19 protein-coding genes are annotated in these 23,615 nt (G+C 59.6%); 11 read left to right on the plus strand and 8 right to left on the minus strand.

All coding sequences use genetic code 11. The features are described from left to right. Window position 1 precedes the first annotated feature (1 nt). Window positions 2-370 (minus strand): succinate dehydrogenase, hydrophobic membrane anchor protein, encoded by a 369-nt coding sequence (gene sdhD / locus LVD11_RS07780; RefSeq protein WP_237057592.1) that lies wholly within the window; start codon window positions 368-370, stop codon window positions 2-4. Next, window positions 364-738 carry a succinate dehydrogenase, cytochrome b556 subunit gene (gene sdhC / locus LVD11_RS07785; protein WP_237057593.1) on the minus strand — a complete coding sequence of 125 codons (375 nt, stop codon included), beginning with the start codon at window positions 736-738 and terminating at the stop codon, window positions 364-366. The genes sdhD and sdhC overlap by 7 nt, the downstream gene beginning before the upstream one ends. Before the next feature lie 470 nt (window positions 739-1,208). On the opposite strand from sdhC, the gene gltA reads away from it, so the two are divergent. From gltA to LVD11_RS07810, 5 genes are all read left to right on the plus strand, one after another. After that, on the plus strand, window positions 1,209-2,498 hold the full coding sequence (gltA, locus tag LVD11_RS07790) for a citrate synthase (protein ID WP_237057594.1): 1,290 nt from the start codon (window positions 1,209-1,211) through the stop codon (window positions 2,496-2,498). A gap of 340 nt (window positions 2,499-2,838) precedes the next feature. Continuing rightward, window positions 2,839-3,363 (plus strand): hemerythrin domain-containing protein, encoded by a 525-nt coding sequence (locus LVD11_RS07795; protein ID WP_237057595.1) that lies wholly within the window; start codon window positions 2,839-2,841, stop codon window positions 3,361-3,363. A 383-nt stretch (window positions 3,364-3,746) separates the two neighbouring features. Further along, entirely contained in the window at window positions 3,747-5,753 is a 2,007-nt protein-coding gene (locus tag LVD11_RS07800) for an FAD-dependent oxidoreductase (protein ID WP_237057596.1), read from the plus strand. Then, window positions 5,754-7,094, plus strand: a complete 1,341-nt coding sequence (locus LVD11_RS07805) for a cytochrome c3 family protein (protein ID WP_237057601.1) — start codon at window positions 5,754-5,756, stop codon at window positions 7,092-7,094. A 91-nt stretch (window positions 7,095-7,185) separates the two neighbouring features. Next, a complete protein-coding gene (locus tag LVD11_RS07810; RefSeq protein ID WP_237057603.1) occupies window positions 7,186-7,653 on the plus strand; it encodes a Tll0287-like domain-containing protein in 468 nt (155 codons plus the stop codon). A 128-nt stretch (window positions 7,654-7,781) separates the two neighbouring features. Here the strand turns inward: LVD11_RS07810 and LVD11_RS07815 are convergent, their stop codons facing one another. Continuing rightward, window positions 7,782-10,667 carry a glycosyl hydrolase family 18 protein gene (locus LVD11_RS07815; RefSeq protein ID WP_237057605.1) on the minus strand — a complete coding sequence of 962 codons (2,886 nt, stop codon included), beginning with the start codon at window positions 10,665-10,667 and terminating at the stop codon, window positions 7,782-7,784. Window positions 10,668-11,394: 727 nt separating this feature from the next. Between LVD11_RS07815 and chaB the strand changes: the two genes are divergently transcribed. Next, on the plus strand, window positions 11,395-11,625 hold the full coding sequence (gene chaB / locus LVD11_RS07820) for a putative cation transport regulator ChaB (protein WP_237057607.1): 231 nt from the start codon (window positions 11,395-11,397) through the stop codon (window positions 11,623-11,625). 43 nt (window positions 11,626-11,668) lie between these two features. Here the strand turns inward: chaB and LVD11_RS07825 are convergent, their stop codons facing one another. Further along, window positions 11,669-11,911, minus strand: coding sequence for a DUF3820 family protein (locus tag LVD11_RS07825; protein WP_237057610.1), 243 nt, complete (start codon window positions 11,909-11,911; stop codon window positions 11,669-11,671). Window positions 11,912-12,051: 140 nt separating this feature from the next. Between LVD11_RS07825 and LVD11_RS07830 the strand changes: the two genes are divergently transcribed. After that, window positions 12,052-12,321, plus strand: a complete 270-nt coding sequence (locus tag LVD11_RS07830; protein WP_237057619.1) for a YMGG-like glycine zipper-containing protein — start codon at window positions 12,052-12,054, stop codon at window positions 12,319-12,321. Window positions 12,322-12,572: 251 nt separating this feature from the next. Further along, window positions 12,573-14,861, plus strand: a complete 2,289-nt coding sequence (locus LVD11_RS07835) for a S46 family peptidase (RefSeq protein WP_369413310.1) — start codon at window positions 12,573-12,575, stop codon at window positions 14,859-14,861. Window positions 14,862-14,976: 115 nt separating this feature from the next. Here the strand turns inward: LVD11_RS07835 and LVD11_RS07840 are convergent, their stop codons facing one another. Genes LVD11_RS07840 through dcd form a run of 3 tightly spaced genes read right to left on the minus strand, consistent with a single transcriptional unit; the run spans window position 14,977 to window position 17,008 of the window. Next, on the minus strand, window positions 14,977-15,162 hold the full coding sequence (locus tag LVD11_RS07840; RefSeq protein WP_237057621.1) for a hypothetical protein: 186 nt from the start codon (window positions 15,160-15,162) through the stop codon (window positions 14,977-14,979). 10 nt (window positions 15,163-15,172) lie between these two features. Then, complete coding sequence (locus LVD11_RS07845; RefSeq protein ID WP_237057623.1) at window positions 15,173-16,381, minus strand: BaiN/RdsA family NAD(P)/FAD-dependent oxidoreductase; 1,209 nt, start codon at window positions 16,379-16,381, stop codon at window positions 15,173-15,175. A 57-nt stretch (window positions 16,382-16,438) separates the two neighbouring features. Beyond that, window positions 16,439-17,008, minus strand: coding sequence for a dCTP deaminase (dcd, locus tag LVD11_RS07850; protein WP_237057625.1), 570 nt, complete (start codon window positions 17,006-17,008; stop codon window positions 16,439-16,441). A gap of 328 nt (window positions 17,009-17,336) precedes the next feature. Here dcd and imuA point away from each other — a divergent pair, with 328 nt between their 5' ends. The 3 genes from imuA (at window position 17,337) to LVD11_RS07865 (ending at window position 22,986) form a co-directional block, all read left to right on the plus strand. Next, entirely contained in the window at window positions 17,337-18,044 is a 708-nt protein-coding gene (gene imuA / locus LVD11_RS07855; protein ID WP_237057635.1) for a translesion DNA synthesis-associated protein ImuA, read from the plus strand. A 100-nt stretch (window positions 18,045-18,144) separates the two neighbouring features. Beyond that, window positions 18,145-19,647, plus strand: coding sequence for a Y-family DNA polymerase (locus LVD11_RS07860; protein ID WP_237057644.1), 1,503 nt, complete (start codon window positions 18,145-18,147; stop codon window positions 19,645-19,647). A 162-nt stretch (window positions 19,648-19,809) separates the two neighbouring features. After that, complete coding sequence (locus tag LVD11_RS07865; RefSeq protein ID WP_237057645.1) at window positions 19,810-22,986, plus strand: error-prone DNA polymerase; 3,177 nt, start codon at window positions 19,810-19,812, stop codon at window positions 22,984-22,986. Between the two features lie 137 nt (window positions 22,987-23,123). On the opposite strand, the gene LVD11_RS07870 is transcribed toward LVD11_RS07865, so the two are convergent. After that, window positions 23,124-23,546, minus strand: coding sequence for a pilin (locus LVD11_RS07870; RefSeq protein WP_305080672.1), 423 nt, complete (start codon window positions 23,544-23,546; stop codon window positions 23,124-23,126). Between the last annotated feature and the right edge of the window lie 69 nt (window positions 23,547-23,615).

Raw genomic sequence — 23,615 nt, forward strand, 5'->3', positions numbered from 1 at the left:
ATTACACACCCCACAAAATATCAATGCCCCACAGCGCGTAGTACACCGCGACCGCACCCAGCAGCAGCTGGATGACCACCCGCAGCACAGTGGCCTTCGGGCCCAGGGTGCGATTGGTGATGTAGTCGGTCACCACGGACCAGAGACCGATCCATGCGTGCGCGATTGTGGACAGAAGCGCCACCAGGCTGAAGATGCGCATCCAGCCCTGGGCAAACAGTGCCGACCAGCTCTCATAGCCGAAGTCGTCACTGAAGAAAATGAAACCCACAATAAAGAGGGTATAAGCAAGCAAAACCACCGCAGTAACGCGCTGGTACAGCCAATCGAAAACGCCGCTACGGCCAAAACTTGTGACTGTGGTTACCATAACCATACCCCCGTGAGCAGAATCACAATTACACTGACCACCAGCACCAGCACGGCGCCGCGACGGCCACCCTCAAGGGACTCACCGATCCCCAGGTCCATCAACAGGTGGCGCACACCCGCTATCAGGTGGTAAGTCAATGCCGCCAGGGAAGCCCACAGCAGGAGCTTGGCGGGAACACTGCTGAACAACGCCGCCGTATCAGCGAAACCCTGCTCGGAGGACAGGCTGGCATCCAGCATATAGAGAAGCAACGCAACCACAGCGAAGAGAACCACGCCGGAGACACGATGCAAAATGGAAACCAGTGCGGCAGCGGGAAGCTTGATAGTGGAGATATCTAAATTGACAGGTCTGTCTTTGTTCACAGGAAAAACACCTTGTTGCCCTGAACGACCGGGCGCCCGTTAGCTTTTCAATGGAGGGGCGAACTGCTTGCTGAACGTTTCACATCCAAACTGGTGAAGCCTTGTCCAGAACCGCCTCACCATGGCGCAAGCCGCGCGGATTATAGGCATTCGATGGTCAAAACACAATGAAACTGCGCCCCGCCCCCAGTCATGCCCCCAGTTGTGGCCGGAGGCATACCCCGCCAGTACAGGCCCGAGGCCGGCGCTATTCTAACCGAAGATATTGGGAAAACCGCGCCTACGAAGCAGCCGATTCCTCTCTTTACCCGGTGATTGACCGAATATCCTGCCGCTAAGCGACCAACCGTCCACACGTTTTGGTTTGACAAATGGGGGGGCTCCACTTAAGTTTGGCCCCGCCGAAATGACCGCTATGCCCCTGTGTGACAGGGAATTACGCGGCATAAGAACAGTTTTAGGAGTCCGCAATGTCCGATAAAAAAGCGCATCTCAAGGTCGACGGTATCGACGATGGTATCGATATGCCGGTGCTCTCCGGCACCCTCGGCCCCGATGTTGTCGATGTCAGCAGCCTGACGGGCAAGGGCTTGTTCACCTATGACCCTGGCTTTGTCTCGACCGCCTCCTGCGAGTCCAAGATCACCTATATTGATGGCGCCAAGGGACAGCTGCTGCACCGCGGATATCCCATTGAGCAACTGGCGGACCAGTCCGACTACCTGGAAACCTGCTACCTGCTGATGAATGGCGAACTGCCCTCAGCAGAAGAGAAGAAGCAGTACGTCGACACTATCATGAACCACACCATGGTCCACGAGTCGATCGTCAACTTCTTCAAGGGCTTCCGTTACGACGCCCACCCCATGGCCATGATGTGTGGCGTGGTAGGCGCCCTCGCCTCCTTCTACCACGACTCGCTCGATATCAATGACCCGGAACATCGCCGCATCTCGGCCCATCGCCTGATCGCCAAGATGCCCACCCTGGCAGCAATGTGCTACAAGCACTCCAAGGGCCAGCCGTTCATGTACCCGGACAACAGCCTGGGCTACGCAGAGAACTTCCTGCACATGATGTTCGGAAACCCGTGTGAGCCGAGCAAGGTGGACCCGATCGTGGCCAAGGCCATGGACGTGATCTTCCTGCTGCACGCCGACCACGAGCAGAACGCCTCCACCTCCACGGTGCGCCTGGCGGGCTCCTCCGGTGCCAACCCCTTCGCCTGCATCTCCTCCGGCATCGCCGCCCTGTGGGGACCTGCGCACGGTGGTGCCAACGAGGCGGTCCTGAGCATGCTGCAGGAGATCGGCGACGAGAGCCGTATCGACGAGTACGTGAAGAAAGCCAAGGACAAGAACGACCCATTCCGCCTGATGGGCTTCGGCCACCGTGTCTACAAGAACTTCGACCCGCGCTCCCGCGTCATGCAGGGAATCTGCGACGAAGTCCTGAGCGCGATGGGCGCCGAAAACGATCCGCTGCTGCGTATCGCCAAGAAACTGGAAAAGATTGCCCTGGAGGACGAGTACTTCGTTGAGAAGAAGCTCTACCCGAACGTGGACTTCTATTCCGGCATCATCATGAAGGCCATCGGTATCCCCACCGACATGTTCACTGTGATCTTTGCCACCGGCCGCACCGCCGGCTGGATCGCGCACTGGAACGAGATGATCTCCAACCCCTACAAGATCGGTCGTCCGCGCCAGCTGTACACCGGCTACACCCAGCGCGACTACGTGCCGCTGGACCAGCGCTGATGCCCATCAGCCAATGAGCGAGAAACCCGGCCACTGGCCGGGTTTTTTATTTCCAACAGGGCCGGCCTGTGCCCGTATGCCACCGCCCGTCATCACGCGCCCTGTCTCCAGGGCCCCCTCTTCCTCCCTCACTGCGACCACGACCAGAACAGCCCCTCGAGCAAGAGCACTGCGAGCAGCTCCCGCTGTGACACAGTTCTCACATTACGCATCGAAATGGGAAACTGTTCTAAAAAACTGTTTCATCTCTACCCAGTCACGGCAAAATTCGCAATCCACAGATTTCAGTGGCACTCCGGTTCAACAACACTTTAAAAAGACCAACAAAAGGCTCAGATTCATGTTTCGCATCTTTTCCAGCAAATCCCGCAACGACGCAGACTCCGGGGATGACAGCTATTCACAGAACAAGGCTGGCGGGGCAAGGCAGGGACGAACGATCAACTACGACCCTGCACTTATCAATACGCTGAAAGGAGACCATCGCGAGCTGGTCGACATCTTCCAGAGAATCTGGTCAGAGGGGTATGAACGCCAGAACTTTCGCAAGCTGGCCCAGCTGCTGACCACGTTCAAATCCAGGTTCCAGGCCCACCTGATCAAGGAAAATGTCAGCTTCTACGTATATCTTGAACAGTCCCTCTCCGAGGACCTGCACACCCGGCAGATCGTCAAGGACTTCCGCACAGACATGAATGACATCGCCAACGCGGTAGTGCAGTTCTGCAAGCGATACTCGCACGAGGCGTTCACGCAGGAAATGCTCCGGGACTTCAAGCGCGATTATGACAAGATTGGCGAGGCCCTGGTCAGGCGGGTCAGCCTGGAAGAGAAAGAGCTCTACACCCTTTACCAGCCTTCCTGACAGCGCAGGAATCGCCATAAGCGGTGGCACATGTACCTGTGTCACCTCTCCCCCGGCCCTGAATTGTCCCCAAAGCGTGCACCTGCATCCCGGCACCGGCCCGTGGCCCTGCCGGTCTCGCAGCCAAGAAGCGCCCCCCCTCCCCTCCCGACAACATTGATACCCATATCACACCTTCACAGCGAAATTGCCCCGTGCTCCCCGCTTGAAACGACACAGCTATAGACCTTCATTTAATTTTGTTTAAATATGGTGGCATCAAAATTCTCCATTAGACAAAATAATTAGAATAAAAGACCTGACAGGACGTCAGGTTCTCCAGGACAACAATGCATAACAAAAGGCAGGACTGCACATGGGCATCTGGGTATACGGGGGATGGTATGGCTGAGCTCGAGGATTTGCCTCTCCAGCACCAGGCGCAGGAGCGCGCCGGGGCAGCAGAGAGTGATTATCCGATTTATGTCGTCGTGGGTACCGGTCCGGTCGGTGTGCGCTGTGCGCAGAAGCTGCTTGAATACAGTGATGATGCACAGGTGGTCATTTTTGGTGCCGAGGCTGATTCTCCCTATAACCGGGTCAAGCTTTCGCAGTACCTTTCCGACCAGCTGGCCCTCGAAGACCTGGACAACCCGGTGCTCGGCCGGAATGACAGCAGGCTGGCTGAGTTTATCGACCGCAAGGTTGTCTCGATCGACCGGGTCAACAAGACGATCACCGACGCTGCGGGAAGTATCCAGCCCTACGACAAATTAATCCTCGCCACTGGTTCCAACCCCGCTATACCGCAGGTTCCCGGGACGGACTTCCCCAATGTTTACCCCTTCCGCAGCCTGCGTAACACCGAGGATCTGATCCGGCTGCGCGAAAGCAACCTGCATGTGTGTGTTATTGGTGCCGGAGCGCTGGGGCTGGAAGCGGCCGCAGCATTAAAGACACAAAACAACCGTGTCACCCTGCAATCCCGCACACATCTGCTCGGCGGGTTGCTGAGCGATGAAGCCGGGAACTACCTGGAGTCATCCCTTGCAGCACTGGGTGTGGAGCTGAAAATCGGGGATGCACTGACTGCTATCAGGGGCGATGAAACCGCAGGTGAGATTGAGTTCGCCAGCGGGGATACCCTGCAAATTGATGCCGCAGTCCTTTGTACCGGTATTCATTCGGAAATCTCCCTGGCGCAAAAGTGCGGACTTGCCACCGGCCGCGGCATTGTCGTGAACGAATGGCTACAGACATCCGACCCTGATATCTATGCGGTAGGGGAGTGTGCCGAATTTGAACAGGAGGTCTATCAGTTCGTACGCCCGGGCTACGAACAGGCAGAGAGCTGCTGCGAACACATCTGCCGAAAGCGCAATGACCAGCTGCGGGCCGGGCCCTACCGGGGCAGTTGCCGGGATGTCCAGCTGAAGATCGCTCACATTCCCTGCGCGATTATTGGGTCAGTGGAGAGCGGTGAGCAGTATATCTATCGCAATCGCTTTAAAGGACTTTACCGCCAGTTATTCGTGCGGGATGGGCACCTGTGCGGCGCCGTGTATATCGGCAGCTGGGACGAGGCCAGCCAGTTACGCCAGGCGGTCGCCGCCGAGGAGGCGGTCACACCCCGCGCCCTGAAGCGCTTCGAACAGGACGGTCATCTCTGGCAGAAGTCCGCCGCCAGGGGGATCCGGGAGCAGCCCGATCACTATCTGGTATGCCAGTGTAATGGCATCAACAAGGGCGAGTTATGCACTGCCATCTCACAAGGCAAGCGCAACCTGATGGACCTGCAACAGGCAACCACAGCCGGTTCGGTGTGCGGCAGCTGCCGCCCCCTGATTGCTGAATTGCTGGATGTCCCCGCACCCAACCTGGTAATGCGCCATGCGCGCGGGATACTGCTCACCTCGATTGTATCCCTGATCCTGATTGCACTGGCCGTCGCCATGCCACCAGCACCAATATCGGAAAGTGTCCAGTCGCACTGGTATTGGGAGAAACTCTGGTATGACAATTTCTGGAAGCAGGTCAGCGGGTACAGCCTGCTCGGATTCTGCCTGCTCACGGCATCCCTGAGCCTGCGCAAACGCTGGCGAAAATTCACCCATGGGCATGTGGACCACTGGCGTTACGCACACAGCCTGATCGGCTGCGCAGCCCTCATCGTCCTGATTGTCCACACCGGGTTCCGGCTGGGAAAAAACCTGAACCTGGCCTTGATGCTGGTTTTTCTCGCCGCCACCACAACCGGTGCCCTGGTAGGCGTGTTTATGGCCCGCAATCATCATTGGACGGATATCAAACTGCGCGAACACCGCAAGTGGTGGTCGCGTGTGCATTATGCCCTGCTATGGACACTCCCTGTACTGCTCGCGTATCACATATTGGCGGTGTATTACTTTTAAATGAAAACTTATCAATTCAAGTTCTGGCACTTCGGCCTGCTGGTGACCCTGGCCATTGGAACGACCGCAGCCTACAACCTGGAGTACTCAGACAAGACCCTGTTTGTCAGCGGTGAAATGAGCCACGGCCATCACCAGATCGAACTCGCCTGCACAAGCTGCCATAACGATGGCTTTGCCGGACCTGAAGCCATGCAGCAGACCTGCCTGAACTGCCACGCCGACGAACTCGAACTGGCCAATGACTCCCATCCGCGCAAGAAGTTTCTCGACCCGCGCAATGCACCGCTGTTAGCCGAGCTCGATGCCCGCCGCTGTGTTACCTGCCATACAGAGCACCAGCCCGAGACCACCAGGGACATGGGCGTGACCCTGGCCGGCGATTTCTGTTTTCACTGTCATAACGACATCGCCGAAGAACGCAGCAGTCACCAGGATCTGGGCTTTGACAGCTGTGCGAGTTCCGGTTGCCACAATTTTCACGACAACCGCACTCTCTATGAGGATTTCCTGATAGCACATGTGGGCCAGCCGGCACTGCTTCCGGATGGGCAGATACCGGCACGCACGGCAATGCAATCCTGGCTTCAGGACAACCCGCACAAGAATCCCCTGCGACTGCAGCAGGCAGACCTGGACTTGGGCAATACCCACAAAGACATATCCGCTGCCTGGGCCGAAAGCACACACGCGCAGGTGTCGGTGAACTGCAGTGGCTGCCACAGTAACGGCCAATTGCAGTTTTCCGGCCGCGAAATCGTCGAGCAGTGCGGGAGTTGCCATGCCGAACAACAGGAGGCATTTACCAGTGGCAAACACGGTATGCGCCTGTCGTCGAAACTACCAGAGGATTTCGCGGCGCGGGTTGGCGCCATGTCCCCGACCGAAGCGCGCCTGCCGATGCGGACGGACAGCCAGGGTGAGCTGAGCTGCGTCAGCTGTCATGGCGCTCACCAGACCGATACCAGGTTTGCCGCTGTCGAAGCGTGCCTCGGATGCCACAACGACGAGCACAGCCTTGCGTACAAGGAGTCTGCCCATTTCCAGGACTGGCAGGATGGCTCTCCCGGCGGGGTCAGTTGTGCCAACTGCCACCTCCCCAGGGAGGAGCATGATGGGAAAATTCTCGTCAACCACAACCAGAATCACAATCTCCGCCCGAATGAAAAGATGTTGCCGGTATGCCTGAATTGTCACGGCATTGAATTTGCCATGTCCGCGCTCTCCAGTGAGCGCGTCCTGAAAAGCAACTTTGGCTTATCACCGAAGACAGACCACGAGACTTTCAGCCTGATTCGCGAGCGTATCGCCCGGATCAAATCCAATGAGCCATCCCGTTAGGAGGGAAACCATGCGCATTTTTGCCTTCATCTTAGCCGTAGCCACACTATTGACCGCCTGTGGCGAAAAATCAGGGATCGCGCCCCAGAGAATGGCTGATGCCATTTTCGCTGTTATTGAAGCTGACCGGGCCAGTTACACCAACAATGTGGTCAACCGCCTGCAAAACGAAGAGGAGGTCATCAAGGCCGAAGAGCACTGGAAAGACAAGCAGGCCTTGCCGCTACCCGCCCAGATGCTGCGCATGGGCGCTGAACGGGTTGCAGAACAGGAAGCAGGATTTAATTATGCCCTACTGTCACTCTGGGCCATCAACAAGCAGAACGCCCCGCGCACCGACCTGGAAAAACAGGGCCTGGAATTCGTGATGGATAACCCCGGACAGAACTTCTACGGCACGGAAAACCTGGGCGGCACCGAGTATTACACCGCGATCTATCCTGACGTCGCTGTTTCGCCGGCTTGCGTCAGTTGCCACAACGACCATATCGACAGTCCCCGTACCGACTTCGAACTCGGCGATACCATGGGTGGCGTCGTTATCCGGATCCCCCTGTAAGGCGGGCCTGGTTGCTGCGTCCGCCTGCTACCCACACTGAACCAGATACAGGCTCCGCAACAGCGGACGACCCGAAGAAAAAAGGGCACCCTCGGGTGCCCTTTTTTCACCATCCTGTGAGAATGGGATCACTTGCAGCTGGCCGCGCCGATATCCTCCCAGACGCTGGCCACGCCGGGCTCCTCGCCCCGGGTCCACCACTTGGCACGGTAACGGCGTCCCGCGTGGTTTACTTCATCGCCACCGTTGTAGGCCTTGGATGCGCTCCAGGGCACCTCCACATCACTGGCCAGCGACCAGTCGGCAGAGTCGAGGCCCGGCTCGGCCTGGGTCCAGTAGTTGGCCGCCCAGACCAGGTCATCGTGGCTCACCAGGTCGCCACCCAGGTAGGTGGAACCGGAAGTCCAGGCCGGGTAGCTGCCCGCATTGGGATCGCTCAGCTCGCAGCTACCGCCGCCAGCGCCTGAATCTGTCACATTGACCGTCACGGTGGCACTGGCAGAATCGGTACTGTCCGAGACCGTTACCGTAGCGGTATAGCTGGTGTCGCTACCCACCTGCGGCGCTGTCAGTGTGACGGTGGCGCTGTCGCCATTGGTCACATTGAATGCCGGTGCGCTCCAGCTGTAGGTGAGGCTGTCTCCATCCGCATCGCTGCCGCTAGCCGTAACCTGCACACTTTCGCCTTCGACTACGGTCACGCTGGACGGCGTTGAGACCTCCGGTGCCGTATTGGACTGGGCTGGCAACAGGGTCACGGTCACCCGGTCGGTATCGGTGAGATTGCCATCATCGACAAGCACCTCGAATACCAGGTTCTCTTGAACGGCAACCTCGGCAGCGGAGAAACTGGCTGTTGCAGTGCTGGCATTCTGCAGGCTCACGGGGGTGCCGCTGACCTGTGCCCAGCTGTAGGCCAGGCTGTCACCATCCACATCGCTGGAAGCACTGGCATCCAGGCGGACACTGCCCGGCGTCACCATTGACTGGTCGGCTCCGGCATTGGCATCCGGGGCACGGTTGGGCTGCGGTGCCAGCACCAGTACCTCCACCGTGTCGCTGTCACTCAACGGTTCCGCATCACTCACGGTCAACTGGAAGGTCAGGGTTGTATTGGCGGTGACGTCCGGCGCGGTAAAGCTTGCGGTCGCACCGGCAGCGCCCTGCAGCTGGACAGTAGTGCCGGCCGCCTGGGACCAGCTGTAGTTGAGCGGATCGCCGTCCAGGTCGTAGGAAGTGGCACCATCGAGACTGACAACAGCGCCCCCATCCACAGTCTGGTCAGCGCCTGCATTGGCGACCGGGGCACGGTTATTGGTTCCTCCTCCGTGGCCCAGGCTCTCGTGCATGGCGTTGAGGATATCACCGTTATCGGCATCGATTTCCCAGGCGAAGAGGCCGGCGAGTCCGTTACTGCGCACATAGGCACCCTTGCTCGACACCGAGGCGGCATCGTCATAGGTGATCAGGTCACCACTGGTGGGGTTGAAGATGTAGGCGCCCTGGGCGGTGCTGTCGTAGTGGTGTTCATACCCACCGCTGGCCAGGCGCGCGACGATATCGCGGTAGTCTACCACCCCGGCTTCCCAGGTACCCGAGACCGGCTCGGTGGCGGTACCCGTCAGGTGATTGCCACCGCTCCAGCCAGACACCCCGGTCCAGCCACGGCCATACATGGCGGCACCAAGCACCAGCTTACCCGGGGAAAGCCCCGCATTCAGGACTGCATCGACGCCACTGCTGGCATTGAAGTTGTCTGTGGCATCCCAGCTCGGGGCATAGAGCGCAGTCTGGTGACCCAACGAGTCATTACTCCAGGCCCCGTAAAAGTCATAAGACATCAGGAAGATGTAATCCATGTACTGGTCGACGGCACCGTAGTCGATCCGCGCAACCTTGGCAGAGTCCGCACTGACGGCAGAGGTCAGCTGGTACTCACGACCGGTCTCCTGCTCCAGTGTATCGAGCATGGCGCGCAGGTCGCGCATCAGGATGCGGTAGGTCTCACCATCCTCGGGTGAGCCCAGCGCCGTGTTGTAACCACCACCACCGGGATACTCCCAGTCGATGTCCACCCCGTCAAAGAACTTCCAGGTGCGCAGGAACTCTTCCACCGAATCGACAAATGTCTGGCGCCTGGTGGCGTCACCGAGAAAATAGAACGGGTCTGTCAGGGTCCAGCCGCCAATTGAAGGCAGTATCTTCAGGTCCGGGTAGGCCTGCTTGAGTGCCATCAGCTGGCCGAAGTTGCCCTTATAGGGGCTGGAGAAATCCTGGCCCGACTGGGTTTTCTGCACTGCTGCATAGGGATCGTGGATACCCACCTTGAAGTCTTGCCGACCATTGCAGGATTTTTGCAGGGCCTCGAAACTGCCGGAAATGGACTTGAGGCTGTCATTGATGCCATCGCCGCCGCAGATGGGAATAAAGCCATAGAGGATATGGGTCAGGTTGTAAGCGGGAATCTTGTCCACCGGGAACTTGCGCCCGTAGACGCCCCACTCTACAAAATACGCACCTACTACAGAGTCGCTGGCATTCGCATAGGGCTGGTTATTCTCGCCCGCATTGAGCTCCAGCGGGTCCAGGCCGCTGCCATCAGTATCTGCCACCACTATTTCTGTCGCGGCCGATGCGCTGCAACCGCTGTCGTCGCACAGCGCCACCTGCAGATCGTACTTGCCGCCCTGCGCCACCTGCAGCGTGGCCGAGCCGCTCTGGCTGCCGGCGCCGGAGGCCGGTTGCTCCAGGACCACCTCGCCATTCAACAGGTATTGCACGGTGTCACCGTCATCACCGGAGTACCTGGTCCAGGAGACCGGGACCTCAGCATAGTCCCGGACGGTGACGATTTGCTCATAGGCAGTCGCGGTGTCGTCCACTTCGACAAGCGCGAAGTTGGTCTCCATCCACTCGATCTGTGGCGCGCCGGGGGCGGCCAGTGCTGTCGACGTGCCGGCCAGCCCGAGCGCAAGCAGCGCCCGGCGCCAGCGGGACGGGTTGATTATTTTCATGATTTTCACCTTGATGCGTTTTTATTGTTTCCGGGTCGGGCTTCCGGGCCCGCAAAGTCAAACCTCGCTCGAATGACACCGCTGTCATTTCACCCGAGAATTATGACAGCGATGTCATTCGAGTTTCACGGTATCGTCACATCGGTACCTTTGCCAGTCTGCAAAGCCGTACTTGGGATTGATTTCACGGTCTCGTCGTGAATTGCGACCTATCAGCACCCGGTTATGTGAAAAGGGGCATCAAAATTCTCTTTGACCGCACTTCCCGGGACATATATTCCCGAGGCAACTAGATCACCTGCGGTTGCTTTTATTCTCATATCCGGTCAAACAGGGGGTACAGGTAACCTGTGAAACCGTGTCCCAAGCGTGACATCTGGAAAGCCCTGGTGGGATAGATCAAGGGAAAGCGGAGGAAGCACGGGTCAGGTAAAGCCAGAGTGGATCGGGAAGTGAAAAACTGGGTCCATAAAGAAATAGCGGCCGAATTCATTTCGACCGCTCCCTCTCTTTAAGCTGGTTGGCTCTACTCCCGCTGTTCACCTCGCTGAAGTCATCTCAGACCAGTGGTCACCCGCTGTGGGCCTATTTACGGGTTAGTCCAACCTCCCGTTGCGGACCGCTTCTTCTTGCTGCTTCGCCCTATAAGGAGGGCAGAAGCTTCCTACCCAGGCACTATATATACTAGTGTGAAGGCGCCCGTTTCCCCACCAGAAGGAAAGCCGCCATGCCCTACCGGAGCCGCAACGAATTACCGGCAAGCGTCCGCAATGTGCTGCCGGAAAATGCCCAGGATATTTACCAGGAAGCCTTCAACAGCGCCTGGGAGGAATACGCCAGGCCAGAGGATCGCAGAGGGGATGCATCCCGGGAAGAAACCGCCCATGCGGTGGCCTGGTCAGCGGTCAAGAAAAAGTATGAGAAAGGTGGAAACGGCAACTGGCACCGGAAATCGTAACCGGCCTGCCGCTTACCCATCCGCCGGCCCAGACCAATGGTATTCAGGTTGCGTTCCCGTACCCACGAGCGTTCCCTTTCCGCAGTGGGTCAATCAGTCCGGTCAGGCCTTCAATCTTGATTTCCAGCGTCAGGGCCATCAACCGGCCCAGGCGTCCTGCCGGAAACTCCTTCTTGGCAAACCAGAGCAGGTATTCCTCGGGCAGGTCGATCAAGACCCGCCCCGTGTACTTGCCAAATGGCATCGGCATGCGCGCGATATCCAGCAGGTCTTGCTTTTCGAACATTTGTCGGCCTTTGACGAACTCTACTTCCCGGCCATTATCCGCCAACAGCGGGTCAGCAGCCAGACTGGGAACCCCCGTCTCGCGACAATAGTATTCTCCGGTAAATCACAATTGGTGCGTGATCAGGAGTAACTATGTCCATGTCCATGCAAACCCTCAAACACGCGGGACTCGCCTCCCTGCTGGCGGCCGGTCTCCTTTCCTCAGGCTGTGCCAATATGAGTGATACCGACCGCCGCATCGGCACCGGCGCAGGCATTGGCGCTGTCACCGGCGCCCTGATCTCGGGCGGCCGCCCTGGCGCCACAGCGGCCGGCGCTGTGCTCGGCGCCGGCGCGGGGTACCTCTACGACCGCAACAAGAAGCGGTATTACTACTATGACCGCCATGGCCGGCGTGTCTATCGCTAACGGCAGCTACCATCCTGATAGAGTGGCCGGGTATGGGTAACCCATACCCGGCGATCCCATCAGTTGATTCATCTCCCCATAACAATCGCTTTCGCCCCGTCGCTTCGTCATTACCTTGCTTCCCGCCGTCGCATTGAACCGGTTTTCCGCTAATTTTCCTCCTGCACAGAACTGTGGGAATATGAACCACTTGCGGTCGGGCTTGCCGCCGCACAAATTTCATACAGCAAAAAGATTCCAGAGGAATAACCGTGAAAACAATAAAGCGATCGCCAATGCTGGTTTTGCCCCTGGCCGCCGCATTGCTGGCAGCCTGCGACAAACCTGCCAATGACAACCAGCCCACCGGAAAAGCCGGCGGGCAGGACACGGTAGTCTCCACCGAGGGCATGTGGATGCCCAGCCAGCTGCCGCAGCTGGGTGGCAAGCTGAAAAGCCTCGGCCTGGAGCTGGACCCGAAGACCATGACCGACCTGACCGAGTTCCCCATGAACGCGGTGATCAGCCTGGGCGGTTGTACCGCCTCCTTCGTGTCACCGGAGGGGCTGGTGGTCACCAACCACCACTGCGCCTATGGCTCCATCTCCTATAACTCCACCGAGGACAACGACCTGCTGGAGAACGGCTTCCTGGCCAGGTCCCTGGACGAGGAGCTGCCCGCAGCGCCGGGCTCACGAGTCTATGTCACTGTGGACATGAATGAGGTAACGGACAAGATCGACGCGGCCCTGAGCGAGGATATGGATGGCGCTGCGCGCTTTGCCGCCATTGAGGACGCCCAGAAAGGCCTGGTGTCCAGCTGCGAATCTGACCCGGGACACCGCTGTGAGGTATACAGTTACTATGGTGGTGCCAGCTATTTCCTGATCAAGCAGCTGGAAATCCGCGATGTGCGCCTGGTCCATGCACCCGCCTCGTCCATCGGCAAGTTTGGTGGCGATATCGACAACTGGATGTGGCCACGCCACACCGGCGACTATTCTTTCCTGCGCGCCTATGTCGGACCCGACGGCAAACCGGCGGATTACTCAGAGGACAATGTCCCCTACCAGCCCAAACACCACCTGACGGTATCCACCGAGGGCCCACAAAAGGGCGACTTTGTCATGGTGGCAGGCTACCCGGGCAGCACCAACCGCTACCGCACTGCGGCAGAGGTGGACAACAACTTCAACTGGTATTACCCCACCATGCAGAAGGTGCTGGCGGACTGGTCTGCGGTAATCGGGGAGGCCAGCGAAGGCAACAAGGACGCGGAACTGAAGTACGCCAGCCTGGTTGCCGGCCTCAACAATTACTCCAAGAACTTCACCGGTATGCTGGAAGGCTATGGCCGCAGCGACCTGCTGGAGCGTAAGCGGCAGCTTGAGGAGGACCTGCAAAGCTGGATCGAGGCCAACCCTGAGTCCAGCGAGAAATACGCCTCGCTGCTGGCCGACCTGCAGGCACTGATCAACGAGAAGCAGTCCACCCAGGAGCGCGACCTGGTGCTGCGCTATATGGACCGCTCGGCCATGCTGAGTGCGGCACGCAAGCTTTACCGCCTGAGCCTGGAAAAGCAGAAGCCAAACATGGAGCGCGAACCGGGCTTCCAGGAGCGCGACATGACCCGCTTCACCGAAGGGATGAAGCGCATCGAGCGCCGCTTCCACCCGGAAGTGGATCGGGCCATCTGGACCTACTTTATCGAGCGCTACAACGCGCTGCCGGCTGAGCAGCGCATTGCCAGCTTTGACGCATTCCTGGGTGACAATACCAGCGGCGATGCACTGCAGGAAAAGCTGTCCGCGATGTATGAAAACACCGCGCTGACCGAAACCCAGGCGCGTCTCGACTGGATGGAGAAATCACCGGAAGAGTTCCGCAATAGCGATGACCCGTTTATCCAGTTGGCCGTTTCCATGTATGACGACATGCATGCCATCGAGCTGAAGGACAAGGCCATGAGCGGCCGCTTTGCAGAACTGCGTCCCCGCTATATGGACCTGCTGATTGCCTATTACAAGGAACAGGGCAAGCCTGTCTATCCGGATGCCAACGGTTCACTGCGTGTAACCTACGGCCTGGTGAAGGGCTACACGCCACCGGCGGGCACTGTAAAAGGTCCGGCGGACGGCAATGACGGCAAGGACAGCTTCGTGCCCTTCACTACCCTGCGTGGTATCGAAGCCAAGTACACCGGCGAGGACCCGTTCGATGCGCCGCAGGCCCTGCTGGATGCCATCGAGGAGGAGGCCTACGGCCGCTTTTACGACAAGGAGCTGGACTCTGTACCGGTGAACTTCCTTTCCACCGTGGATATCACCGGCGGTAATTCCGGTTCCGCCACCATGAACGGCAAAGGTGAACTCATCGGCCTGGCCTTCGATGGCACTTACGACAGCATCAATGCCGACTGGGACTTTAACGACAACACCCGGGCGATCCACGTGGATGTGGAATACATGCTGTGGGTAATGGAGAAAGTGGACGGCGCCCACAACCTGCTCGAGGAAATGGGCGTGGCAGAGGAGTCGGTTGCGGCACAGGCTGCCAACTGATCCCCCACCCTGCAAGCACGAGAAAGCCGGCGCATGCGCCGGCTTTTTTTATACCTTGCGTCGGACGGTAGGGATGAGACAGGCGGTAACGGCAGGTTTATTTGCCGGGCTTGACCTAGAGCAGCTTGGTTTTGGTCTTGCCGCAATGCTGGCAACGGTACTCGGTCACCAGCTTTCCCTGTTTCACGTCGAACTTCCGCTCGGTGACCACCTGCCATTTGTGGAAGCCATCCCGGCACAGGCTCTTGCCCTTGTGCTTTTCCCAGGCGGTCTTTTTCTTGAACTGGATTACATCGCCCATGGCTGTGCCCTCACACCACTTCCCCTGCCGCATGAGCCGAAGCCCAGGCCCACTGGAAGTTATAGCCCCCCAGCCAGCCGGTCACGTCCAGCACCTCGCCGATAAAGTAGAGCCCCGGCTGTGACTTGCACTCCATGGTACGTGAGGAGATCGCATCTGTATCCACACCGCCCAGGGTGACTTCGGCAGTGCGATACCCCTCGGTACCCGCAGGCACCAGCTGCCAGGTCTGTAGCTGCCCGCCGATAGCATCCAGCTCGGCTGGGGAATACTGCTTGAGCGGACGACTCTGGATTTTTTTCTCAGACAGGAAGTGCTGGGCGAGCTTCTTGCTCCACAGTGTTGCAAGTACCGTATGCAGGTACGCTTCGGGTTTCCCGGCCCGCTGTGTGGCGAGCCACTGAGGCAGCTCCCGGTCAGGGGCCAGGTCGAAGGTCACCGCCTGTCCCTCGCGCCAGTAACTGGAGATCTGCAGGACCGCCGGGCCACTCACACCCCGGTGGGTAAACAGCAACTGCTCGTGGAAGCTGCCTTCGCCGCAGCTGGCGGTAACCGCCAGCGCGCTGCCGGGCAGTTCGCCCTGCCGCTCCAGCTGCCGCTTGTGCTGGGTAAAGGGGACCAGGGCTGCGCGGGTGGGCACGATGCCAAGCCCGAACTGCCTGGCGATCTCATAGCCGAGTCCAGTGGCCCCCATTGTGGGAATCGACAGGCCACCGGTGGCAATGACCAGTGACTGGCATTGCACCACACCCAGGCTGGTCTCCACCCGGTAGCCCCTCCCAAGTGAGGCAACCGCACCAATATTACAGCGCGTACGGATCTGGGCCCTGGCAGTGCGGCACTCCGCCAGCAACATGTCGACAATGTCTTTCGACTTGTTATCGCAGAAAAGCTGGCCGAGGGCTTTCTCGTGGTAGGGAATACCGTGCTTTTCCACCAGTGCAATAAAGTCCCACTGGGTATAGCGGGCCAGCGCCGACTTACAGAAATGCGGATTGCGGCTGTAGAAATTTTCCGGGGCCGTATAGAGGTTGGTAAAGTTACAGCGACCTCCCCCGGACATGAGAATTTTCTTGCCCACTTTGTTGGCGTGATCCAGTACCAGCACGCTGCGACCACGCTGGCCTGCCACTGCCGCGCACATCAGTCCCGCTGCACCGGCACCGAGCACCAGGACGTCGACCTGTTCGGGCAGTGGGTTGTGGCTGGTATCACTCATGGGAGGGGGGAAGAAGTGACCGGGCGCGACGGGCGCCCGGCGCAGCTGATTGGAGTATCAGGCCCGCGGCAGGGTCACGCCCCGCTGGCCCTGGTACTTGCCACCGCGATCCTTGTAAGACACATCGCAGACTTCATCGGACTCGAAGAACAGCATCTGCGCCACGCCCTCGTTGGCATAGATCTTGGCCGGCAGGTTGGTGGTGTTGGAGAATTCCAGGGTCACATGCCCCTCCCACTCCGGCTCCAGCGGCGTCACATTCACGATGATGCCACAGCGCGCATAGGTGGACTTGCCCAGGCAGATGGTCAATACCGAGCGCGGGATGCGGAAGTATTCCACTGTCCGCGCCAGGGCAAAGGAGTTGGGCGGGATCACACAGGAGTCACCCACCACGTCGACGAAGCTGTTCTCGTCGAAGGTCTTGGGGTCCACCGTCGCGGAGTGCACATTGGTAAAGATCTTGAATTCCGGGGCACAGCGCACGTCGTAGCCATAGCTGGAGGTACCGTAGGAAATCAGGCGTTCACCGCTGCCATTGTGGCGTACCTGGCTCGCCTCGAACGGCTCGATCATGCCATTCTGCTCGGCCATCCGGCGAATCCACTTATCGGATTTGATACTCACTCCGCCCCCCTCATTAGAATCGGCTGTGCTTGTCGTTGTGCAGATCTGTAAAGAGGCGGAATCATAGCCGGTTTGCACTGTGCAAAAAAGTGGCAATCGCGACTGGCCAGCACCGGAGTGACGCCTTCCCCTATATCGGCATATGTCCTGTCCACAGCGCGCGCACTTCCGTTGGCACCGGAGCTGGTGCCGGAATAGGTGGAAATCAATGCCGGATGAAGCCTCGGCCCTTGTTGACATCGGCTCACTACTGTATAAATCAACAGTAAATACTGTACAGATATACAGAAAGAACTCCCGAAGGGACAAAATCGCGAGGGCAGATATCGTGAGCAGTGCCGAAAACCTCATACATAACAAGCAGTTAACTGATCAACTCAAGCAAGAGCGCCTGGACCAGCTGCTGGCACGGGCGGATATCTGGCAGGCGGCCAACGAGCATCGCCGGCGTCGCAGCGGCATCGCCACCGGTTACAGCGGGCTCGATGCCTTGCTGGCTGGGCACGGCTGGCCCCGTGGCGCCACCACCGAACTGCTGGTGGACCAGTCCGGTATCGGGGAGCTGAGCCTGTTGCTGCCGGCACTGGCGGAGCTTACCCGCCAGGAGCAGATGGTGGTGCTGGTCAACCCGCCGTATATCCCCTATGCCCCGGCGCTGGCCTCTGCCGGGATGCAACTGGAAAAACTGCTGATCCTGCATCCCCAGGGACCACGCGATACCCTCTGGGCCATGGAACAAACCCTGCAGTCCGGTTGTTGCGGCGCCCTGCTCAGCTGGGAGGAGCGGCAGCCCCCCGCAGACAGGGACCTGCGCCGGCTGCAGGTGGCCGCACGGGAGGGAGAGTGCCTGCACTTCCACTTCCGCCCGCAATCCTCTGCCCCCAGCCCATCGCCGGCCAGCCTGCGCCTGCAGTTGGCCAGCGACGGCGACCAGCTGGCCCTGAAGCTGCTGAAACAGCTTGGCGGCCGCTCGGGACAGCAGCTGCACCTGGCCCGGGCCACGGACCTGACCCGTCGCGACCAACCCCTACATTGATCCGACTGGAGGAGTACACAGCCCGCGGCAATTGCGGCCCATGGCCGCAAAAAGAATTCCCGGAATGACTTGTGCGGAAAACGAAAACTGGAAAACCACAATGCTCTGGCTCTGTATACAATTCCCCCACCTACCGCTACAGGCACTGACCCGCGCCCAGCAAGGCGAGTCTGGAGCTGCTCCCCGCGCCGTGGTCGAAAAAGAACAGGTTGTGGACGTCAACAGCAGTGCCCACAAACGCGCTGTGACCGACGGGCTTAACATTGCCACCGCCTGTGCACTGTGCGCGGACCTGGAACTCCTGCCGCGGGACACCGAGCGCGAATCACAGCTGCTGCAGGAACTGGCCCAGTGGGGTTACAGCTTTACCCCGGTGGTTTCCCCGCGCGCGGCGTCCCCGCACAGCGATGACGGCAGCTTCGCCTGCCTGTACCTGGAACTGAGCGGCTGCCTGAAAGCCAATGGCGGACTGGAGCCGCTCTTGCGGCAGCTGCGCAGCGAACTGCAACAGATGCACATCAGTGCCTTTATGGGCCTGGGTCACAGCCCCAGTGCTGCCCACATGCTCAGCCAGCTGGAGGAGCACCGGCAGTGGCTGACCGAAACCAGGGTCCCGCCAAGCCCCCAGCAATGGCGCCAGTGGATCAGCTTTGCCCCCGGCAAGCTGCTGGACTGCGACCACAAGACCATTGCCAAACTCTACGCCTGCGGTATCAAGCGGGTCAGCCAGTTACTGGCCATACCACTGTCTGAGGTGGGGACCCGCTTCGGGCGCGACTTTGTCAATTACCTGGCACGCCTCAATGGCACCCGCCACGATCCGGTCCCCAGTTACCAGCCACCGCCCGAGTTTCACAGCGAGCTGTTCTTCCCCAGCCCGCTGGACAACAGTGAACAGCTACTTTTCCCCGCCGGGCGCCTTGTACGGGAGCTCTGTCAGCAACTGCAACGTCGCCAGCTCTACAGCCAGCAACTGCGCTGGAAACTGGATTTCGGGCAACAGGGCTGCAAAGTGATCAGTGTGGAAATCTCGCGACCGCTACTGGATGCCCAGCGACTGATCACCCTGACGAAGCTGCAGCTCGAGCGGTTAACCCTCGAGCAACCGGTGCAGGCGATCGGCCTTACCTGCGACAAACTGCAACCGCTGGGCCAGGAGTCGGTGGACGATGACCTGTTCGGGGAAGCCAGCCGCGTGCAGCGCAGCCACCAGCTTCTCGACAAGCTCAAGGCGCGGCTGGGCCACCAGTCACTGTCAGGCGTCACCCTGAAAGAGAGTCACCTGCCGGAACAGGCATGGCAGAGTGCCGACAACCTGGTGCTGAACAGCCGCAAGCGCGGCCACCAGTTGCAACCGGTGAATGCACCGCGCCCCAACTGGCTGCTGCCGCGCCCCGATCGCATCCAGAGCCGCAACCAGCGCCTGTTTTACCGCGGCGAATTGCGGCTGCTGCAGGGTCCGGAGCGCATCGACGGCTACTGGTGGCAACACCGCCGCCACGCCCGTGACTACTACATCGCCCGCGGCGAGGAAGGCAGCCTCTACTGGGTATTCCAGGACCTGACCTCGGAGCACTGGTACCTGCATGGAGTCTACGGGTGACTGGCAACAGCCTGGGCCGGCATGAGGAAGGCTGACCTGGCCAGGCAAAGGGCAGGACCGACTTCCGTCGTCATACCGGCCCGGGCAGGGAACCGGGGAAACCACAGGATTTAACCGCTCGCACAGGGGGAGGTGCAGAGAAACAGATAACCCGCAATACGCATGCAGTACGCCGAACTATTCTGCCAGAGCAACTTTTCATTTCTCCAGGGCGCCTCCCACCCGCAGGAGCTGACCGTGCGCGCCCACGAACTGGGTTACTGCGCCCTGGCGATTACCGATGAATGCTCCCTCGCCGGTGTGGTCCGCGCCTATAAACAACTGCAAGAGTTGCAGGGGAAAGGCAGCCAGCTCAAGCTTATCTGCGGAAGCTACTTCCGCCTGCAGGACATCCCCTGTGAGCTGGTCCTGTTGGCCCCGGACCGGGATGCCTACAGCGAACTCTGCCAGTTGATCTCCACCTCGCGCCTGCGCGCGAAAAAAGGACACTATGTGACCAAGCTGGACGACCTGCTGCAAAACTGCCGCAAGTGCATCGCCCTCTGGCTGCCACACCACCAGCCGCTGGAAATACCCACAGCACTGAAAAGCCATTTCACGGACCGGTTGTATATCACCTTCAGCAACCAGCTGTTGTCGCGCCAGAACCGGCACAACCGGGAGCTGCTGGATTTCGCCCGGTCAGAACAACTGCCCCTGGTAGCCACCAATGCCGTCCTGATGCACTGCCGCAGCCGCAAACCCCTGCAGGATGTGCTCAATGCCTGTTACCACAACTGCACCCTGGATGAACTGGGCTACCGACTCGAGCAGAACGCGGAACGCTACCTGCGACCACTGGATGAGATTGCCGGGCTGCAATTTCCGGAAGCTGTAAAAAACACCATGGAAATCGCCAGGCAGTGCCTGTTTTCCCTCGATGAACTGCGTTACCAGTATCCATCTGAGGTTCTGCCTGCCGGTAGACGACCAGACGAGTATCTGCGGGAGCTGGTGGAGGCCGGTAAGAACGCGCGCTGGCCACAAGGACCGGAGCCCCGCATTGCCGCACAGATCGAGAAGGAACTGGCCCTGATCGCCGAGCTGCAGTACGAGCACTATTTCCTGACCATCCACGATATTGTCCGGTACGCACGCAACCAGCATATCCTCTACCAGGGCCGGGGCTCCGCGGCCAACTCGGTGGTGTGCTACTGCCTGTTTATCACCGAGATAGACCCGCACAAGATTGGCCTGCTATTCGAGCGGTTTATTTCCCGGGAGCGGGACGAGCCACCGGATATCGATGTGGACTTCGAGCACGAGCGGCGCGAGGAGGTCATCCAGTACATTTACCGGAAATACGGTCGCAACCGCGCCGGACTGGCCGCCACCAAGATCAGCTACCGGTTCAAGAGCGCCCTGCGGGATATCGGCAAGGCACTGGGCCTGGGTAGCGCCACCATAGAACAGCTGCTGGCAGAACGCGCCTGGTGGGACACCATGGAGGAATTCCCCGGGCAGATGCAGAAGGTGGGTATCGATCCGCAGAGTCCCGCCGGGCGCATGCTGCCAAGGCTGATGGAGCAGATCCGCGGCTTTCCCCGGCACCTGTCCCAGCATGTGGGCGGCTTCGTGATTACCGAGCAGCCCCTGCATACCCTGGTGCCCATCGAGAACGCGGCCATGGAGGACCGCACCATCGTACAGTGGGACAAGGAGGACATTGAGGACCTGAAGCTGATGAAAGTGGATATCCTGGCCCTGGGAATGCTCACCGCCCTGCGCAAGTCGCTGACTTATATTCGCCTCTACGGGCCCGCACTGCGCCTGCAGGATATCCCCGGCGAGGACCCGGAGGTCTACGAGATGATGTGCCGTGCCGACACGGTGGGGGTTTTCCAGATCGAGTCCCGCGCCCAGATGAGCATGCTGCCACGGCTGCAGCCGCGGAATTTCTACGAGCTCACCATCGAGATCGCCATCGTGCGCCCGGGCCCTATCCAGGGCGGTATGGTCCATCCCTACCTCCGGCGCAAGCAGGGAATGGAGCCCGTCAGCTACCCCCACGAAAAACTGCGACCGGTGCTGGAGCGGACCCTGGGTGTGCCCATTTTCCAGGAACAGGTGATCCAGCTGTCCATGGTCGCCGCCGGCTTCAACGGCGGCGAGGCCGACCAGCTGCGCCGCGCCATGGCCAGCTGGGGCAAGAACGGCAACCTCTACCAGTTCCGGGATAAACTGGTGGCGGGGATGCTGGCGAATGGATACGAGCCGGCATTTGCCGAACAGCTGTTCGAGCAGATGAAGGGCTTCGGTTCCTACGGCTTCCCGGAATCCCACTCCGCCAGCTTCGCCCTGCTGGCCTACTTCTCCGCCTGGATCAAGCACCACCACCCAGCGGCCTTCTACTGCGGGCTGCTCAACAGCCAGCCGATGGGCTTCTATGCCCCGGCCCAGCTGGTCTACGACGCGCAGCGGCATAACGTGAAGGTACTGCCGGTGGACGTCCTCTATAGCCACTGGGACCACCAGATAGCGCTCACCGGTGCCAGCTCCCCTGTCCCGTCGTTATCCCACTGCGGGACCGGCATCCCGGCCCCGGACTTCGGACCAGGATCCAGTAACCCACGGCCCTCCGGGCCCGGACAAGAGAACGGAACCAAACCCATGCTCCGCCTGGGCCTGCGGCTGGTAAAGGGCCTGGAACAGCGAAGCGCGGATATGATCTGCCAGCGGCGAGGCGAACAGCCCATCACCTCCATGGAGCAATTCCGCAGCCTCACCCGGCTGCACCGCGACCAGCTCGCCCTGCTCGCCAGTGCCAATGCATTTAGCCGCCTGGCGGAGAACCGCTACCTGAACACCTGGGAATCCCTTGACCGGGAGGAAGGGCAGGCGGGCAGAAACACCCATATCCCCTCCAATACCGTGGAGGACAATACCTACAGCGACTACGGCAGTACCGGGCTGACCCTGCGGGAGCATCCCATCGCCCTGTTGCGCCGGCGCGAGCGGTTCCGGCACTGCCGGCAAGCCCGGGACCTGGCCCATTGCCGGGATGGGGAGCGGGTGAGTGTAGTCGGCCTGGTGACCTGCCGGCAGCGGCCGGGCAGCGCGGCGGGGGTGATGTTCATGACGCTGGAGGACGAGACCGGCATGGTTAACCTGGTGCTGTGGGAGAAGGTGCAACAACGCTACCGGTCAGAAATCAGGCGCGGCAATGTGCTGGAAGTCAGCGGGGTGGTGCAGATAAGTCGCGAGGGGAACCGGCGTGATTATCCGGTGATTCACCTGGTCGGGCGGGAGCTGCGCTGCATTGCCTGGCAAGAGCTCCAGGCGGTACGCAGCTTTAGATAAACCCGGCAATACAACCAGTTTTCCTTTAACCAAAAAAAATCCCCGCACAAGGCGGGGATTTTTACCGGGAAAGGCGAAATGGAGTCAGTAACGTCAAGTCAGGACGGTGACTCCGCCATTCCCGCTACACCACAAACTTAGCGACAGCCAGACGGCAGGTGGTTGGGGTTAGCCAGGCCGGCACAGGTCCACTGGGAGATCTGGCCACCGTTGATGGCCGGAGTCAGGGTCATGGTCTGACCAGCCAGCACGCCGGCATCAAACGGAACGGTGATGACACCACCAGCGCCAACAGTAACACCGCCATTGGTGATGTACTTACCCTGCAAAGCACCAGCGGTAGCGGCGATAGTCCCGTCGGCTTCAACGCCGACCACAGTATTTTCGGAAACATACACAGCGATATCAGTCGCCAGTCCAGAAGTTGCCTTCGGGGCTTCCGCCGCCTGGGCGCGCGCGGTGTAGTCCTGGAAAGCCGGCAGAGCGATAGCGGCCAGGATGCCGATGATCGCAACCACGATCATCAATTCGATAAGAGTAAAACCCTGTTGTTTTTTCATTGTAACCGTCTCCATACAGACATTTGATTTTTGTGAATCCCGTGAGGAAGTCGCGGTAGAAGATACAAG

The organism is Microbulbifer sediminum, from assembly GCF_021729035.1.
In the GTDB taxonomy this organism is placed as follows: Bacteria; Pseudomonadota; Gammaproteobacteria; order Pseudomonadales; family Cellvibrionaceae; genus Microbulbifer; species Microbulbifer sediminum.

Coding starts and splice junctions, on each gene's coding strand:
- sdhD (WP_237057592.1), bottom strand. CDS start 370: ATGGTAACCACAGTCACAAGTTTTGGCCGTAGCGGCGTTTTCGATTGG.
- LVD11_RS07830 (WP_237057619.1), top strand. CDS start 12,052: ATGTCCATGCAAACCCTCAAACACGCGGGACTCGCCTCCCTGCTGGCG.
- LVD11_RS07810 (WP_237057603.1), top strand. CDS start 7,186: ATGGCTGATGCCATTTTCGCTGTTATTGAAGCTGACCGGGCCAGTTAC.
- LVD11_RS07795 (WP_237057595.1), top strand. CDS start 2,839: ATGTTTCGCATCTTTTCCAGCAAATCCCGCAACGACGCAGACTCCGGG.
- LVD11_RS07840 (WP_237057621.1), bottom strand. CDS start 15,162: ATGGGCGATGTAATCCAGTTCAAGAAAAAGACCGCCTGGGAAAAGCAC.
- LVD11_RS07860 (WP_237057644.1), top strand. CDS start 18,145: ATGCTCTGGCTCTGTATACAATTCCCCCACCTACCGCTACAGGCACTG.
- LVD11_RS07870 (WP_305080672.1), bottom strand. CDS start 23,546: ATGAAAAAACAACAGGGTTTTACTCTTATCGAATTGATGATCGTGGTT.
- LVD11_RS07825 (WP_237057610.1), bottom strand. CDS start 11,911: ATGTTCGAAAAGCAAGACCTGCTGGATATCGCGCGCATGCCGATGCCA.
- LVD11_RS07815 (WP_237057605.1), bottom strand. CDS start 10,667: ATGAAAATAATCAACCCGTCCCGCTGGCGCCGGGCGCTGCTTGCGCTC.
- gltA (WP_237057594.1), top strand. CDS start 1,209: ATGTCCGATAAAAAAGCGCATCTCAAGGTCGACGGTATCGACGATGGT.
- LVD11_RS07805 (WP_237057601.1), top strand. CDS start 5,754: ATGAAAACTTATCAATTCAAGTTCTGGCACTTCGGCCTGCTGGTGACC.
- LVD11_RS07800 (WP_237057596.1), top strand. CDS start 3,747: ATGGCTGAGCTCGAGGATTTGCCTCTCCAGCACCAGGCGCAGGAGCGC.
- chaB (WP_237057607.1), top strand. CDS start 11,395: ATGCCCTACCGGAGCCGCAACGAATTACCGGCAAGCGTCCGCAATGTG.
- LVD11_RS07865 (WP_237057645.1), top strand. CDS start 19,810: ATGCAGTACGCCGAACTATTCTGCCAGAGCAACTTTTCATTTCTCCAG.
- LVD11_RS07845 (WP_237057623.1), bottom strand. CDS start 16,381: ATGAGTGATACCAGCCACAACCCACTGCCCGAACAGGTCGACGTCCTG.